The sequence below is a fragment of the Spirochaetales bacterium genome (genome assembly GCA_016930085.1).
Classification (GTDB): domain Bacteria; phylum Spirochaetota; class Spirochaetia; order SZUA-6; family JAFGRV01; genus JAFGHO01.
Window position 1 is genome coordinate 1 of record JAFGHO010000083.1, and the last position, 16,416, is coordinate 16,416.

At 48.5% G+C, this 16,416-nt stretch carries 15 protein-coding genes; all 15 read left to right on the forward strand.

All coding sequences use genetic code 11. From position 1 onward, the window contains the following. Positions 1-64 precede the first annotated feature (64 nt). Positions 65-1,192, forward strand: a complete 1,128-nt coding sequence (gene dnaJ / locus JW881_14175) for a molecular chaperone DnaJ (protein MBN1698658.1) — start codon at positions 65-67, stop codon at positions 1,190-1,192. A gap of 5 nt (positions 1,193-1,197) precedes the next feature. Further along, complete coding sequence (locus JW881_14180; GenBank protein ID MBN1698659.1) at positions 1,198-2,553, forward strand: HAMP domain-containing histidine kinase; 1,356 nt, start codon at positions 1,198-1,200, stop codon at positions 2,551-2,553. A 112-nt stretch (positions 2,554-2,665) separates the two neighbouring features. Then, positions 2,666-4,204, forward strand: a complete 1,539-nt coding sequence (locus JW881_14185; protein ID MBN1698660.1) for a hypothetical protein — start codon at positions 2,666-2,668, stop codon at positions 4,202-4,204. A gap of 138 nt (positions 4,205-4,342) precedes the next feature. Then, a complete protein-coding gene (murC, locus tag JW881_14190; protein MBN1698661.1) occupies positions 4,343-5,791 on the forward strand; it encodes a UDP-N-acetylmuramate--L-alanine ligase in 1,449 nt (482 codons plus the stop codon). Next, positions 5,788-6,654 (forward strand): YicC family protein, encoded by an 867-nt coding sequence (locus JW881_14195; protein ID MBN1698662.1) that lies wholly within the window; start codon positions 5,788-5,790, stop codon positions 6,652-6,654. The genes murC and JW881_14195 overlap by 4 nt, the downstream gene beginning before the upstream one ends. Next, a complete protein-coding gene (locus JW881_14200; GenBank protein ID MBN1698663.1) occupies positions 6,644-7,189 on the forward strand; it encodes a (d)CMP kinase in 546 nt (181 codons plus the stop codon). The genes JW881_14195 and JW881_14200 overlap by 11 nt, the downstream gene beginning before the upstream one ends. Positions 7,190-7,379: 190 nt before the next feature. Next, entirely contained in the window at positions 7,380-7,604 is a 225-nt protein-coding gene (locus tag JW881_14205; protein ID MBN1698664.1) for a DNA-directed RNA polymerase subunit omega, read from the forward strand. Further along, positions 7,588-8,574 carry a tRNA (adenosine(37)-N6)-dimethylallyltransferase MiaA gene (miaA, locus tag JW881_14210; protein ID MBN1698665.1) on the forward strand — a complete coding sequence of 329 codons (987 nt, stop codon included), beginning with the start codon at positions 7,588-7,590 and terminating at the stop codon, positions 8,572-8,574. The genes JW881_14205 and miaA overlap by 17 nt, the downstream gene beginning before the upstream one ends. 808 nt (positions 8,575-9,382) lie before the next feature. Continuing rightward, positions 9,383-10,132: a flagellar basal body L-ring protein FlgH gene (locus JW881_14215; protein MBN1698666.1), complete on the forward strand. Its 750-nt coding sequence runs from the start codon at positions 9,383-9,385 to the stop codon at positions 10,130-10,132. A gap of 15 nt (positions 10,133-10,147) precedes the next feature. Further along, complete coding sequence (locus JW881_14220; GenBank protein MBN1698667.1) at positions 10,148-12,076, forward strand: 1-deoxy-D-xylulose-5-phosphate synthase; 1,929 nt, start codon at positions 10,148-10,150, stop codon at positions 12,074-12,076. Positions 12,077-12,178: 102 nt separating this feature from the next. Continuing rightward, a complete protein-coding gene (cdaA, locus tag JW881_14225; GenBank protein MBN1698668.1) occupies positions 12,179-12,958 on the forward strand; it encodes a diadenylate cyclase CdaA in 780 nt (259 codons plus the stop codon). After that, a complete protein-coding gene (locus JW881_14230) occupies positions 12,948-13,898 on the forward strand; it encodes a hypothetical protein (protein ID MBN1698669.1) in 951 nt (316 codons plus the stop codon). The genes cdaA and JW881_14230 overlap by 11 nt, the downstream gene beginning before the upstream one ends. Before the next feature lie 73 nt (positions 13,899-13,971). Next, positions 13,972-14,823: a DUF2225 domain-containing protein gene (locus JW881_14235; GenBank protein ID MBN1698670.1), complete on the forward strand. Its 852-nt coding sequence runs from the start codon at positions 13,972-13,974 to the stop codon at positions 14,821-14,823. 73 nt (positions 14,824-14,896) lie between these two features. Continuing rightward, entirely contained in the window at positions 14,897-15,655 is a 759-nt protein-coding gene (gene truA / locus JW881_14240) for a tRNA pseudouridine(38-40) synthase TruA (protein ID MBN1698671.1), read from the forward strand. Beyond that, positions 15,630-16,352, forward strand: coding sequence for a uracil-DNA glycosylase (locus tag JW881_14245; protein MBN1698672.1), 723 nt, complete (start codon positions 15,630-15,632; stop codon positions 16,350-16,352). The genes truA and JW881_14245 overlap by 26 nt, the downstream gene beginning before the upstream one ends. Positions 16,353-16,416: the final 64 nt, after the last annotated feature.

Consider the following 16,416-nt stretch of genomic DNA (forward strand, 5'->3'; position numbering starts at 1 on the left):
CGATCATAAGATCGACACGATAATTGAGAAGGATACACATCTTACGTAAGTATAGAGAACAGACGTGGCAAAACGAGATTACTATGAAGTATTAGGTGTCAAGAAGAACGCCTCAAAAGAAGAGATAAAGAAAGCCTATCGGCTGCTCGCGATCAAGTATCATCCGGATAAAAATCCCGGTAACAAGGATGCGGAGGAAAAATTCAAGGAAGCCAGCGAAGCCTACGAGGTACTCGCGGATGAAAAGAAGCGTGCCGCCTATGACCAGTTCGGTTTCGCGGGTGTCGAAGGGATGGCGGGAGGAGCCCATGATTTTTCCTCCGTTTTCAGGGATTTTGAAGATATTTTCGGGGATTTTAGTGGTATTTTCGATTCCTTTTTCGGAGGAGGATCGAGGAGCAATCGTTCGCGGCGGGGTACGAACCAGCGCCGCGGGGCCGATCTGCGCTATGATGTCGAGATCGATTTCAAGGACGCGGTTTTCGGTACGCAGATCGAGGTGGCGTTTCCCCATAACGAAACCTGTTCGCAATGTCATGGGACCGGTGCGGACAAAGGAAGCGGGAAGAAGCTCTGCCCCACCTGCGGCGGAAGCGGCCAGGTGCGGCGAAGCTCAGGATTTTTTTCGATTGCGACAACCTGTTCGACATGCGGGGGTGAAGGTGAAATTATAGAATCGCCGTGCAGGACGTGCTCCGGACGGGGGCTCGTCAAGAAAAATGTGCGTATCAAGGTGACGATTCCAGCCGGTATCGAAAACGGTAAAAGGATCAATATTCCGGGACAGGGTGACGGCGGATTGAACGGCGGTCCCCCGGGAGACCTTTACGTCTATATTTCCATCAGACCGCACCTGTACTACCAGCGTGAAGGAAACGATATTTATTGCATGATACCGATATCCGTCACACAGGCCGCTCTCGGGGGAGAAATATATGTCAACACGCTGGAAGACAAAAAAATAAAACTCAATATACCGTCCGGAACCCAGAACGGTAAAGTACTGAGATTAAAGGGGGAAGGCATCCCGTTTTTGCATAATCAGAACAAACGGGGTGATATGTATATCAAGATAAAGGTGAGGATTCCCACCAAATTATCGTCACACGAGCAGACCCTTCTCAAGGAGTTCGCGAAACTCAAGGGAGAAGAAAAGAATCCGGACCCGATACCGCTTTCAGAGATTTATTAGGCGACATGGATATCGGGAGTGTAATCAATACGGGGAGAATCGTATTTCTCACGCTTTTTGTTTCGAATCTCGCGGTGATTTTTCTTCGATACGATAGTCACGGCAACAGGCGGGAGTTTTTTCTTTTTGCGCTTATTGTCGTTTTTATCGGCGTAAAGAACATGTTCCCCCGCATTTCCGTTTTCGGTGTCATGGCTTCACTTGCTCTTGTCCTGGTTGCCGGTAACCTGCTTTTTACCCTCAAGGGCGTAAGGTTTCACTATTTGTGGAATATCTCAACCGGATTGCACGCCGTCGTCATTATTGCGCTTATGTCTGCGGGCGCGGGCCATACCGTCTGTTTTTCTTTATATTATTGTTTTATTGTCTGCGTTCTTCTTTTTCATCCGATGCATATCCTATTTGACCTGTACAAAAAAACACACCGCGGAGTCTTTCTGTACCTTTTGATTTGTTCGGTATTGTTAATGTTCGCCCGGCCGTTTGATTTTCTCTGTGACTCACTCTCTCTCGGGTATATCGATACGACACTCTGGGTTTCCATTTTTTTTCTTTGCGGCATCGGTTATATGCTTTTTCATGAGGGGTATCTGCTGAAAGAGGAATTGTACGGCTTTCATGCCAAACTGGGGAAAAAGGAAAAAAAGCTTTCGGAGGCGCTTTCACGTGTCGCACGCACAGAACACACACTCGTCGTTCAGGACCGTCTCGCTGCCGCTTCCCTCCTCGCGGCCGGGACGACACATGAGTTCAAGAATATGCTCGCCAACCTCAAAATACTTTCACAGTACGGACTGATAAAGCATGATGTGAAACGGAAAGATGAAATTCTTTCCGCGGTCCTCGAATTGGCGCAGTCCGGAAGCGACATGGTTTCCCGTTTTATTGATACCATCACCCATAACGGCCGCCAAACCGTATGCCGGATCGATCTGAAAGAGGATCTCTTCCAGTTTTTCAAGCTTGTAAGAACCACATACAGACAGAACGCTGTTCTTTTTACTATCGATGTCGAAGAGGGTTGTGCCGTTTTTGCCGGTAAAAGCGAAATCGAACAGATTATCTTCAATCTTATAAGAAACTCGGTCGAATCAGTAAAGACGGCAGGCGGAAGCGAAAAACACGTGGGTGTGACGATCAGGAGGATCGACGGCCATGTGGTGATCGATGTGACGGACAACGGGGCCGGCGTACCGGAAGGGTCGGAAAACATCATATTCGAACCGCATTTTTCCGGAAGGCAAAGTACCGGTATCGGTCTCTATATCGTAAAGGAGATCGTACGGAAAAATATGGGTCATATCGAATATATCGCGTGCGATAACGGCGCCTGTTTCAGGGTCGTATTCCCGGCGGCATAAAAAAAGGAAAAACCGAATTAATACTTGCGAACGGGACGGTGAGTGCATATGATGTTAAGTAGTGGATACGACACATAAAGCTTCTATTATTATTGCCGACTGTAAAAAAGCTTTGTCGAAAGTTAACAAAGCCCTGAAAGCGAAGAAACCGGAAGCGTCAATTGAAAAGAGAATAGAAAAAACGAAGATAATCGATAAGATATACTCATGCAGGAAATATATTGAACGGGCATTGGGACTTGTCCCGATGCTCCTCGACATTATCAGTAAAACGAACAGTGTGATGTTTCCCGAACTCGTCCGTGCCTGCGTGGTGCTTCTCGGCGGACTCTCACCCGACGGCTTGATCACGGGAGAACGATTCGAGGCGATCGCTTCGAGCATGAACCGTACGGCGGATGACGTTGTCAGGGAACTCGAAGACCGCGGTTATATAGAAAACGGGATGATATCCCCGGCATTTCAACCGTCACGGAAAGATTTTTCTTTTACCCTTGATCGATCGTACGACCTTCACACATCAAGGATAAAGGAACTATTGCTCGAGGCATCTCGGGAGATGTCCGTCACACATGCTCTCATGGATTTGCTTCAGAATGATGAACTTTTATCGATTCATGACGATATCATACAGGCATTGGGAGATTGCGGAAATCCGATTGCTTTTCCCCTGCTTTTGGACAAGGCGAATTCGGGAAACGATGTCGCCCGGGACGTGCTGCTTGCCATGTGTTTTCGTGATATCGACGATTTTGTCTCGCTCGTCGAAGAGGGAATCACGGAAGATCTCTGGGGTATGGAAATCAGAGAAAAGTTGTTTTTATCGATAAAACAGATAATGCCCTTTTTGTTCGAATCGCTTGAATCCGGGTCGGTTCCAATTGAAAGAAAGAAAAAGATATGTTTCGTGTTCGGTGAAATCGGGATAAAACGGGCGACGGAACTCGATATCTTCGTTCGTCTGCTGCCCGTGCTTATGGAAGCCGACGCGGCTTCGTGTCCCGTCACAAGGATCCTCGTCGAGGGGGGAAGGCAATCGGTTCCCTATCTTATCCGTTTTTATAAAGACGGCATAGAGAACGTTGATGTTTTGAACAGATTTGTTTTCATCCTCGCCGAAATCGGGGAAGACGCGCAGGAAGCCGTTCAGGTTCTCAAGGATTGCAGGGTCAGATATCCTTCATTGCGCACTCATGTGGAGCGGGCCCTGGGGAAAATACGCCCGTTTGAGGTGGCAGGAGGGCCGTCCGCTCATACCGTTGAAACGGAAAGAGGACCCGATACCGGCATCGCAGACCAAGTCACGGAAGGGCAGGCTCCGGGCATCGACGTCGTCAATGACGAAGACGGCGTCAATGACGAAGACGTCGTCAATGACGAAGACGGCGTCAATGACGAAGACGTCGTCAGCGATCAGGATGATACGGAAGACGAAACGATCCGGTCCGGTAGTGACGAGGAGATCTCCGCCGATGCAATGAATGAAGTCCCGCTTCACAGTATCGCCTATTCCGCGCATTATGTTGATGAAGAGGAAGAGGATTCGGCGCGTGAAACAGATGAACAAAAGGAGCATTTTCACGATATGGAAGAAGAGAAAGGGAAAAAGGCGGCTATTGAAACGGATCCGAATGAATATATTCTTTACTGACAAAAAGGTTTTATCTTGATAATGCGGCAATCGATATTTCTCATACCGTGAACAAATCGGTCGTATAAACGATGGAAAAGCAGGCTCCGCTTCTCGGGGAGCTTGCAAGAAAGTCCTTTGTCATATATTATTGCGTCGATGAGGGCCTCTTTACTCTTCTCGTCAATTGAAAATCGCCGCATCCATATGGTCGGTGTAAAGGGTACCGGTATGACCGCGCTCGCTGAAATACTTCATGAGCGCGGGGCTGTGTTGTCCGGAAGCGATGTCGAAGACGAATTTTATACGGACAGGATTTTGGGCGACCTCGGAATACCGGTTTCATCCGGATTCAGCGGCGACCATGTCCCCGGCGGTACGGAGCTGATCATTTATTCATCGGCTTATTCGAGAGAGACGAACCCCGAATTGAATAAAGCGGGGAGGTCGGGCATACCGTGTATCACCTACCCCGAAGCCCTCGGTATGCTCTCCCAAAAACAGGATTCAAGCGGCGTATCCGGGGTTCACGGAAAAACAACGACGACCGCCATGACCGGTACGATAATAAAGGCCCTGAAACTTCCCGCCACGGTAATCGTCGGAAGCGAGGTGCCTGGCTTCGGCGGCAGATCGACACTCATTCTCGGAAAAAAGTATCTTGTGGCGGAAACCTGCGAATATCAGCGGCATTTTTTGCATTTCAAACCCTCGAGGATTGTGATGACCTCGATAGAAGAAGATCACACCGACTATTTCAAGGATCGAGCCGATATCATGCGCGCCTTTGAAGAATACGGATTGTCGCTCGTTAAAAACGGCACGCTCATCTACTGCATCGATGACGGGGGGGTGAGTGAGGTCGTTGAAAAAATCAGGGAAAAGAGGTCCGATATCGATTATATACAATACGGAAGAAAAGCGGAGGGTGATTTCAGGATAACCTCGATTATGACAGGAAACGGCGAAGTGCGATTCCGTCTCCGGCGCTTCGAAAAAGAGTTCTCGATACGAATTCCGGGTGAACACTCCGCCATGAACGCGACCGCGGCAATCGCATTGGCAGTTTCGATACTCGAACGTGAAAAAGGAATCATCGACAATCGGGATGAAATATCGATCCGTACCGCGCTCTGCTCGTTTAGCGGAAGCAGGAGGAGGAGCGAGATACTCGGTGAGGCGGGCGGTATTCTTTTTATGGATGATTACGCGCACCATCCCACCGCGGTTCGCACGACACTGAAAGGGATTCGTGATTTTTATCCGGAAAGAAGGCTGATCGTGGATTTCATGTCGCATACCTATTCGCGCACGTATCGATTTCTCGAGGCCTTCGGCCGATGTTTTGAATACGCGGACAAGGTAATGCTTCACGAGATCTACGCCTCGGCACGTGAAAAGGACAAGGCAATCGTATCCGGGGAAGCACTGTACCGGGAAGTATCGAAGCATCATGTCGAGGTGAGGTATATCGGAAAGGTTGCGGGTGCCGCCGCTTTGATCAAAAGAGAATTGAAAGAAGGCGACATTTTTATTACAATGGGGGCAGGCGACAACTGGAAGGTCGGCAGGGAACTATTCAAGCGGTTTTCAGGAGAAGACGTATGAAAAGTATGACGGGATTCAGTTATCTCGAACATCAGTCTGAAAAATATCACCTCGTGATTAATCTCAAATCCTACAATAACCGTTTTCTTGATATCGTCGTCTATCTTCCTCCGTTTCTCGCGCAGCTCGAGCAGCGGTTGCGCGGCTTTATTGCCGAACGGGTGAACAGGGGAAGAGTGGAGGTAATTCTCAAGGTGAAGGAAATCGAGGAGGAAGTGGAAGTCCTTCTGGATAAGGAGATTATCCATACCTATGTCTCCGCCCTCAAAAAGCTTGCCGGGGAGGCGGGGATCCATGATAAGATCACACTTTCGCATTTATTGCGGATCGAGGGTATCCTTAAACCGAAAAAAAATTACGACATCGAAAGATACTGGGAATCGATCCTGCCGCTTTTGGATCAATCATTCGCCGAGTTCGATGCATCGAGGATGGTCGAGGGAGGACGGACAAAGGAATATATCAAAACGATTATCGAAAAGATCGGTAAAAACGTGACCGTTATCGATAAGCATATCCCCGAAATCGAAGAAAAGATAAAGGAAACACTCAGGAATAAATTTCACGAGCTTTTAGGAAATGAAATAGATGAAGGCCGTGTCATTTCGGAAACCGCCCTGATGCTCATAAAATTCGATATCAGGGAAGAAGTTTCCCGCATGAAATCCCACCTTCTGAGTTTTTCGTCGATTATCGAGGAAGAGGGGAGTGTCGGAAAAAAACTCGATTTCATCTGTCAGGAATTGAACCGGGAGATAAATACGATCGGATCGAAAAGCATATTTTTAGACGTGAACAACGCCGTTATCACGGTGAAGGATTCGATTGAAACCATACGGGAGCTGCTTCGGAATGTCGAATAAAATAACGATAGCGATATCCGGAAAAAGCGGGTGCGGCAACACCTCCGTCTCGAAGATTGTCGCGGATACACTGGGTTTGCGTCTTATTAATTTTACTTTTCGGGATATGGCAAAGGAATGGGGGATCGATTTCGAGGAGATGTGCGAACTCGCGGAAAAGGATCCGCAGTACGACCGATACCTCGATAATATGTTGATCATGCTCGCGTCCAAGGGTGATTGTGTGCTCGGTTCGAGGCTTGCAATCTGGCATTTGAAAAATGCCGATTTGAAGGCCTATCTCATGAGTTCGATCGAAGTCCGCGCAGCACGGATCGCGAAGCGGGAGAAAATCCCGTATGAAACGTCGATTGCGCGAACAATCGAGAGGGACAGGAGGGACCACGCGCGCTATCTCAGGCAGTACGGCATCGATATCGACGGCTATGATTTTGCCGACTGTATCATCGATACGGAAAAGGGCGACCAGTACTATGTCGCCGGTTTGATCATCGATCGTGCAAAAGGAATAATCTCAGACGAAACCGGCCGCTGACCCGCGGCCATGTCCATGACAAGGCGGCCGCGATAAAGCACGGAGCAGCAAACAATATGACGCAATCCCCCTTTTTTGTCATAAACGGGGGATCGATACGGTATATATTGCTGAAACGTGTGTTTTGATAAAAGAATTATCGAAATATATATTTACAGAATCGAAAAAAAATGGTACGTTCTCTTCTGTTATGGGTAGAAAAAACAATATCGGCGATTCGGACAGGGTGCTCCCGCTGGATCTTCTCGTCAGTTACGAAGGGAATATGTATGAACTTACCTGTGCGGCGATAAAGCGTGCCGCGCAGATTAACCTTGCAGGAGACATTCAACTCGAAGAGAGTTTCGGCAGGGTCGTTTCTCTTGCAATAAAGCAAATTCTTACAAAAAAGGTAGAATATCGACTCGAAGAATAAGAAACGGCTACCCGCTGTCATTCTTGTCGGGCCGACGGCTGTCGGAAAATCCTCGTTCATTTACGGTAACTTCAATGAGAAGTGGGAAATCATTAACGCGGATTCCCAGCAGGTATACATGTACCTTTCGATCGGGACGGCGAAACCGGACCCCGGCCGGTTCAATAAAATGGCCCATCACCTCTTTGATTTTGTCGATCCCTCACGCCAATTCAACGCGGGTGAGTTTGTAAAAATGGCCGATGCATGTATCGAAGAGATTCACGCGCGAAAGAACATACCGCTCATTGTCGGGGGGACGGGTTTTTATATAAAAAATTTTCTGTATGGTTTGCCGGAAACACCACCCTCGGATCAGAAAATACGCAGGAAATTGAAAAAGGAAGCTGCGGAAAAGGGGTTGGCGAACCTGTACGACAGACTCGCCCTCATCGATCCGGTATACGCGGAAAAAGTCAGGAAAAAAGATTTGTTGAGGATTATCCGGGCCCTCGAAGTATATGAGTTAACGGGAAAACCCGTCACGTCGTTTGATGTGCCGGGGGATAAAAGGGACGGACTCAACGTTCACATCACGGGTCTTACCCTTGAACGTGCCGAACTCTACAAACGTATTGATGACCGTGTGGATGCGATGTTCGAACGGGGACTCCCGGATGAGGTGAAACGTCTTCTCGAAATGGGATTCACGGAAGACGATCCCGGGATGAAAGGGATCGGTTATCGTGAGTTTTTTCTTATGCAACAAGGTTGTTTTACCTTTCCGGAAATAAAGGAACTGATAAAACAGAATACCCGCCGCTACGCGAAAAGGCAGATAACCTATTTTAAAACGCTTCCCGGTATCCGCTGGCACCATCCGGATGAAACGGAGACAATGCTTGTGGAGATCATGGACTTTCTTCGGCAATCATATGATCGAGACCTCCGGATACAGGAATTCTTTCATCCCACCGCCTTTTCAGAATGAGGGTTTTAGAGAAAACATAATCAACCCGTAAATCATGTACATAAATAACCCGGAACCCCTTGACAAATAATGAATAAATTGTGAATATTGCAATAGTAAAAAAAGACGGATTTCAGTGTCCTTTTTTAACTAGTAAGGTGTAAAATAGCCCTATGGGATTGAAATCCGGTCCCAGTCATAACGAATTTGGAACGGTACGTTTGTTCTTTGGTTTAAAGGATAAATACGTTATTGAATAAATATCATGCTGTTTGCTGCGGAAGCGGCAACAGGCTTAATCCGCAGTTTGGGGGAAGCCGGAGAAATATATCGGTATTCGCCTTATGAGAGGTGAATAATGTAAGCAAACGACCTCCAAAAGAGGTGGTTCACAAGACTGTTAACGATATTTTGATAAAGGCTATGCCTTTTGTTCTTCGGTATGCTTTAGTAAAAATGTCACCGTCGTTCCGAGAACGTCCTTCGAAGGTGGATTTTTACTTTCTGCGGGATTATCGAGAAAGGAGTATGATCAGGTGCCCTGTGGACGAAAGAGAAAACGACACAAAATTGCGACACACAAGCGAAAAAAGAAGCTGAGAAAAAACAGGCATAAAAAGAAAGTCAGGTAATTGATGACCGAATAGTCATAAAATTGATGACCGAATAGTCATAAAATTGATGACTGATCTGCTGGGGAAAGCGTTCTGTCTTGCATTGCAAAGTGCTTTGTCTTACAGAGTGAACCGGCTTCAGGATATGGTTGAATACCGGAGTGAGTTGTGATAAATTAAATAGCGAAACGTTACGATACTAATAACAGGTTGCTATGAGAATAAAATATCTTCTTTTTTTGCTGCTTATATGCTGTGTATTGTCTGCCAATGGCGAAAGCTTGTGGGATGATGATTTTCGCGGATATCTATCGGGCGAAAAAATGCTGCAGGAAGGAGATATTGTCATCGTTGAAATCGACACATCACTTTCGCTTTCTTTTATCTCAGCCTCAAAAGATTCGAAAAACATGACATTCAACTTTTCCGGCGGCGATTACGGACACATTTTTTCTTTTCTTCCGCTCGCGCAAACACAGGCGGATTATTCGGCGCGTGGTAACGAGAAATATTCCTTTTCAACCACCCTGGTTACCCGGATCATCCGTATCGAGGATGACCGTCATGTTTCGATCGAAGGTGCACGAAGTATTTCCTTTGACGGGAAAGAAGAATCGTTGCGGCTTTCCGGTTATATCGATGTGAGGGATCTTGACGGCGAGAGAAAAATCCCTTTTTCCAAAATAGCCGATTCCAGACTCGTGTTTCAAAGTTTTATGATTCCCGGCTCGGATATTTTATCGGCAGGGGATATCGAGGAATTGTTCAGCGGTATGGAAAACGCTTTAACCGGAGAACCGGAATCCGCCGGGGCGGGACCTGAAGAAGGCGGTCCTGCTGCGGAAACCGCGATGACTTCCACCGGAACGGGAACGGGGATAAGGAAGGTGTCGCTTTCCGATGAAAAAAAGAGAGAACTTTTTCTGCGTTATATCAACAAATTGATCGACCTGTTGTTTCAGTAGAAAGGACGAAATATCATGAATACCCGTTATCCCCTCCTGAGTGGCATCAAACAGCCGGACGATCTAAAAAGAATTCCAATCGATTCCCTCCCCGCGCTCGCTGCGGAAATCAGGCGGATGATAATCAATGTCGTAAGCGAGAACGGTGGACATCTCGCCTCGAATCTCGGAGCCGTGGAACTCACGATCGCCCTTCACCGGGTATTCAATTCTCCGATCGATAAAATAATCTGGGATGTGGGCCACCAGGCGTACACGCACAAACTGCTTACCGGAAGAATGAAATCGTTTCCGACACTCAGAAAACTGAACGGGATAAGCGGGTTCCCGAAACGGACGGAAAGTCCCCACGATATTCTCGACGCCGGCCACGCCTCGACTTCGATTTCCGCTGCGCTCGGTATTCTCGTCGGACAAAAACTGAATGGCGCGGACGGCAGTGTTATCGCCGTTATCGGCGACGGGGCTCTGACCGGAGGTCTGGCGTTCGAGGGCTTGAATCATGCCGGACATTTGAACAAAGAACTCATCATCGTTCTCAATGACAATACCATGTCGATTTCACCGAATGTCGGCGCGCTCTCTTCCTACCTTTCGCAGATTACGGCAACGAAACTGTATCAGGGTATCAAACGCGGCTTTTCACAAATAATACTGAAAATGCCTTTGTTCGGAAAAATTTTATTCGACTTCCTGTTCAGACTCAAAAAGGGAATCAAGGCCTTCCTTTTTCATGAGAGTATTTTTTCAGATCTCGGTTTTGAATACATCGGGCCGATCGACGGCCATAATATACGGCTCATGATCAAGGTTTTCAACCAGGTAAGGCATATCCGGGAAAAACCGATCGTCGTTCATATAAAAACACGGAAAGGGAAGGGGTACAGCCATGCGGAAGGCGATCCCGCTGGATATCACGGCGTCAGTGCTTTTTCGATCGTCAACGGAAAAGTGGAAAAAAAGGGGAATATGACATTCACCGAGGCATTTTCGGACAGTATCGCCAGATTAGGGGCGGAAAACGGCCGGATTATCGCCATTACCGCGGCGATGAAAATCGGAACGGGACTCTCCACTTTTCAGACAAAGTATCCGGACCGGTTTTTTGACGTCGGTATCACGGAGCAGCACGCGCTCACCTTCGCGGCCGGACTCGCGCTTTCGGGCCACAGGCCGGTCGTCGCCATATATTCGACCTTTATGCAGCGCGCGGTCGATCAGTTTATCCATGATGTGGCACTGCAGAAATTACCCGTTATCGTCATGATGGACAGGTCGGGACTCGTCGGCGGCGACGGGGAAACACATCAGGGTATTTACGACATCCCTCTCTTCAAGGCGATTCCCGGCATTACCTACCTGGCGCCGGCTTCGAAGGCCGAAATAGATCTCATGCTTCGCTATGCTTTATCCTTAAATGAACCGGTCCTTATCCGGTATCCAAAAGCCCTCTGTATGCCGGATTCGGCTTCATTGGAAAGCCCCATTGAAAAAGGAAAGGGAGTATTTATCCGCAGGAACTCAGCCGATATCCTGCTTATCGCGTTGGGGGGACTCCTTAACGAGGCGCTGGAAGCTTCGAACCTGCTTTCACAAAAAGGAATTCTTTCGGACGTTTATAATCTTCGTTTTATCAAACCGATCGATACAATGTTTTTATGCGGGCACGCCGCCGGTTACTCATATATCGTGGTGATAGAAGACGGGGCAACCACCGGCGGGATCGGCGAATCGATACAGTCGGTCATTGAGTCGGCGGGAATGAAAAAACCTTTCAGAAAACTCGGCGTTCCGGAAATCTTTCCAGGTCAGGGAACACGGGAAGAACTGATCAGCCAATGCGGAATCGACAGCGAGGGTATTGCCGAGGCGGTCGAAGAGATGCTCGAGTCATCGGGAAAGTTGCGTATCGTCAAAACAGCTGCCGAAGGTGTCAAAGAATGACACCTTCGCGCAATCGGCGTGGTCGGGTTATTGACGGAATCATTTGACAGTATTTCAAAAAAACTATAATGTTGAGGCGTGGATTGGCTCGTAAAGCTCTTCATGAATTACCTGAGACCCGGTCTCGATATCCTGATTCTGGCATTCATCATATATAAATGTTATCAGATCCTCGTTCAGACAAGGGCGATTCAACTTCTCAAGGGTACATTTATGCTCGTCATCATCATTTCATTGACGTTCCTTCTCGATTTAAAAACCTTGAGCTGGCTTTTTCGCTATATCGGCCCGTCGATTATTCTTTTTCTCGCCGTTATTTTTCAACCCGAATTGAGAAAGATTTTCACGAAAATCGGTCAGGATAAATGGTTCCGGTTCAGATCGATCGCCAAAAAATATCATTTCGAATCGGTATTGAATTCCGTCGAGGTGCTTTCGGCAAAAAAACGGGGGAGTCTGATCGTCCTCGCACGAAATATCGGACTCAAGAATATCATCGAAACGGGGACGCGGCTCGATGCTGCACTCTCCTCGAGCCTGATCCTTACCGTTTTCACCGAAGATACGCCCCTTCACGATGGGGCGATCGTTATCAAGGAAGACACGATTATCGCGGCCGGTTGTTTCCTGCCCCTTTCCGAACAGCTCGATATACGCCGGAGTTTCGGAACCAGGCACCGGGCGGCATTGGGATTGACGGAAGAAACCGACGCGGTCGTTCTTATCGTTTCGGAAGAAACCGGCGCCATTTCGCTGTCCTACGACGCTCATTTGCTTTACGACATATCGATCGAAGAGGCGGCGAGAAGACTAAAAACCCTCTTTGAATTCGGGGAAGACGAAGGCGACGGCGAGGGAGAAGAGGGAGGCCTTGAAGATTAGATCGTTTATCAGAAAAATGCTTCTCAACTGGCCCGTCAAGATCATTTCATTGATCGTCGCTATTTTTCTCTTCGTGTTCAACCGGATGAGCAACCGTGAAGAACATCAGTTGTATATCCCCCTGACGGTAAAGCTTCAGGACAATCTGGCGATCGCCGATCCGATCAAGGAGAATATTTTCGTGGTGATCATGGGCGATCCGGAAAAGGAAATCAAGCAGATACGGCGAGAGGATATCGAGGTGTTTATCGATTTGCTCGATAAAACCGAAGAAGGCGAATATACGGTTCCGGTCGAGTACAGAAAAGTCGGATCGATTCTTTCGGATCTCGAGATTTCGATCGAATTGGAACCGAACATCATGAAGGTGAAACTGGAAAAACGGCAGGAAAAGAACGTCGAGATAAAAATAAAGACAAAGGGTGAACCGGCCAGGGGGTACAAGCTCGAAGGATTTTCATTCACTCCCGTTTTCGCCAAGATTACGGGCCCCCATTCACGTGTGGGCCGGATCGAAACGGTCTATACGGAAGATATCGATATTACGGGACGAACGAGAAATTTCAACGGCAGCATCAAATTAAAATCGGAAGATCCGGTAATCGATTTCAAAGGCGGCACCGTGGTCGAGTTCAACGCGGCGATAAAGGAGATTATCGAGGAAAGAACCTTCGAAGGTGAAAAGATCATTCTCAACAACCTCGCGCCGATATTGAAAAACGGGAGACCGCTTCCCGACGGCATGATCAAAGTGAAGGCTCCGCTTGTGACGCTTGACAGACTCGATCCCGATGATATGACGCTGTTTATCGATTGTGAAAAGATCGTCTATCCCGGCAAAGTGGAAGTTCAGATACAAACACATACGCCGGATACAGTCGAGGTCGTCGATTTCGAGCCGAAACAGCTTATCATCGATTTCGTATTGCGGGAAAAATAGCGGGACGGATCGTGGGAAGGGGCGAACGTCCGGTCCGTCACGACGGTGTTTCCGTGGCAGTAAGGGGGACTCGATAAAAAAGATAACCTATTTTTCTAAAAATCAATTGATTTGTCCCGTATGCGGAACGCGGTTTTATCGCGAAGAAATGCACAGCGGCGGGGGAAGGCTTCTGGCCGGCAAACTCACACGGGATCTGCGGCGCCTGTACGAACCCTCGAAAAAATACGGGGAACAATGCCCCCTCATCTATGTCATAACGGTGTGCCCGTCCTGTTATTACGCGACATTTCCCGATGATTTCAGCCAGGCATCCTCTGCGGCAAAAGAACGGATAGAATCGGAGACGATGAAACGTAAAGAGAGTATTTCAATGATTTTTCCGAATCTCAATTTCACCGAACCGCGCGATCTGAAAGAGGGTGTCTCGAGTTACTATTTCGCTGTGATGTGCTATGAACACTTCGACAAACGGTTTTCTCCGACGATCAAGCGTGCTATCGCTTCGATCAGGTCCGCCTGGCTGTATGCGGATCTTCACAGGAAATATCCCGATGAAAACTTCGACTATCTTTCACTGCTGTTCTACCGCAAGGCACGTTTTTTCTATGGACTCGCGATCGAATGGGAACAGAAAGGGAAAGAATTGTTGAGCGGCATCAGGACATTCGGCCCCGATATCGATAAAAATTACGGTTATGAAGGGCTGCTTTATCTCTCGAGTCTTCTGGAGTTTCTTTACGGTCCGACAAAGGATGTAGAAAAACGGGTAAAATCCCTCGAAAACATAAAAAGGGTCATTTCGAAAACGCACGGCATCGGCAAAGCAACCAAGGCGAAACCATCGACGATTCTGGAAAAAGCGAAGGATCTTTACAACGACGTCGGAAAAGAGATCCAGCAGTTGAAGATAGAGTTGTCCTGAAACGCGGCGCCGTGCAGTCGGGCGGTCTTGCCATGAGGCGCGCACCGGTACCGGGTTCGGAGAGGATCGGGTTATGAGAAACATTCGCGCCACCCTCTGCTATGACGGGACGGATTTTTCGGGGTGGCAGATTCAGAAGGAAGACCGGACGGTACAGGGCCGCATCGAGGCCGCGCTGGCGGCCGTACATGGTCACCCGGTCGGCGTCATCGCGGCGGGAAGAACCGACTCCGGCGTCCATGCGACGGGTCAGGTCATCCATTTTTTATCGGATATCGATTCGATCGAAGGTTCGCGGTTCCGGGAGGCGATCAATTCGGGTCTCGATCGAGACGTGAGGGTAATCGAAAGCCGCGAGGCTTCCTTTGATTTTCACGCGCGGTATTCGGCGAGGGTCCGGATTTACCGGTATTTTCTCTATTTTGGTCCGGTGGTGCTTCCGCATTATCACCGGTATGCACTGAGAAGATACCGACGGCCAAATCTCAAAAAGATAAACAGGATGGCCGGATACCTGATCGGCGAACACGATTTTACCAGTTTTTGCGCCTCAGGTGATGAGAGTACGTCGAAGAAGCGGGTCGTTTTTTCTTCATGTTTTTATCCGCAGGGAGATTTTCTGGTCTACAAGATCGCGGCGGACGCATTTTTATACCGGATGGTGCGGAATATCGTGGGAACGATTCTGGAATGCGAAGAAAAAGCGATGCCGGCCGAAATCATCAATGATATTCTTGCGGCACGCGAACGGCGCCGTGCGGGACAGACGATCGAATCGAGAGGACTTTTTCTTGACAAGGTGTTGTATGACGGAGAAGAAAAATCTTTATAAACGATTGTGGAATGTGTTGAACCTGATCGAGGACGATGCCTTATCCGGATACAGAAAGACGCATCCCCCACTCACAATGAATACCGTTCCCCAAAAAAGGACGATACAAGAGGATCGGAACAAAGCCCTTGCGGCGTGCGCGGGTGAAATAGCGGGCTGCATGAAATGCCATCTTCACTTCAGCAGAAAAACAGCCGTTCCGGGAGACGGAGTTATCGATCCGCTTTTGATGATAGTGGGTGAGGGGCCGGGTGAAGAAGAAGACAGGACGGGAAGGCCGTTTGTCGGCAGGGCGGGTAAATATCTCGACAAATGGCTTGCCGCGATAGGGCTGTCGAGGGCTTCTCATTGCTTTATCGGCAACATCGTCAAATGCCGTCCGCCCCACAATCGCGATCCGCGGGAAGAGGAAATATCATCCTGCCTGCCGTACCTCGAAAAACAGATCGCTTTACTGCGGCCCCGCGCGATTCTCTGCGTGGGAAGAATCGCCGCGCAGATTCTCTCAGAAAGGCCGGGGACGAGTATCGGGGCGATCCGCGGAAAGCAATACGGTTATCGGGGTATTCCCCTTTTCGCCACATACCATCCGAGCGCCGTGTTGCGGGACCAGTCGCTCAGGCAGCCGGTGTGGGACGATTTGAAACGACTCAAAGCCTTTTTGGACGGCCTCGCGCGTCCTGAGAAAGGCGGTTGATTGATATAAGCAAACGACTTCCAAAGGAAGTCACTCCTTTGCAGGCGGTATTTTCACTTCCCGT

Bases quoted from the DNA above. Each gene is read 5' to 3' on its own strand.
- JW881_14180 (MBN1698659.1), top strand. From the start codon at position 1,198: ATGGATATCGGGAGTGTAATCAATACGGGGAGAATCGTATTTCTCACG.
- murC (MBN1698661.1), top strand. From the start codon at position 4,343: ATGAGGGCCTCTTTACTCTTCTCGTCAATTGAAAATCGCCGCATCCAT.
- JW881_14195 (MBN1698662.1), top strand. From the start codon at position 5,788: ATGAAAAGTATGACGGGATTCAGTTATCTCGAACATCAGTCTGAAAAA.
- JW881_14200 (MBN1698663.1), top strand. From the start codon at position 6,644: ATGTCGAATAAAATAACGATAGCGATATCCGGAAAAAGCGGGTGCGGC.
- JW881_14205 (MBN1698664.1), top strand. From the start codon at position 7,380: ATGGGTAGAAAAAACAATATCGGCGATTCGGACAGGGTGCTCCCGCTG.
- JW881_14215 (MBN1698666.1), top strand. From the start codon at position 9,383: ATGAGAATAAAATATCTTCTTTTTTTGCTGCTTATATGCTGTGTATTG.
- JW881_14220 (MBN1698667.1), top strand. From the start codon at position 10,148: ATGAATACCCGTTATCCCCTCCTGAGTGGCATCAAACAGCCGGACGAT.
- cdaA (MBN1698668.1), top strand. From the start codon at position 12,179: ATGAATTACCTGAGACCCGGTCTCGATATCCTGATTCTGGCATTCATC.
- truA (MBN1698671.1), top strand. From the start codon at position 14,897: ATGAGAAACATTCGCGCCACCCTCTGCTATGACGGGACGGATTTTTCG.
- JW881_14245 (MBN1698672.1), top strand. From the start codon at position 15,630: ATGACGGAGAAGAAAAATCTTTATAAACGATTGTGGAATGTGTTGAAC.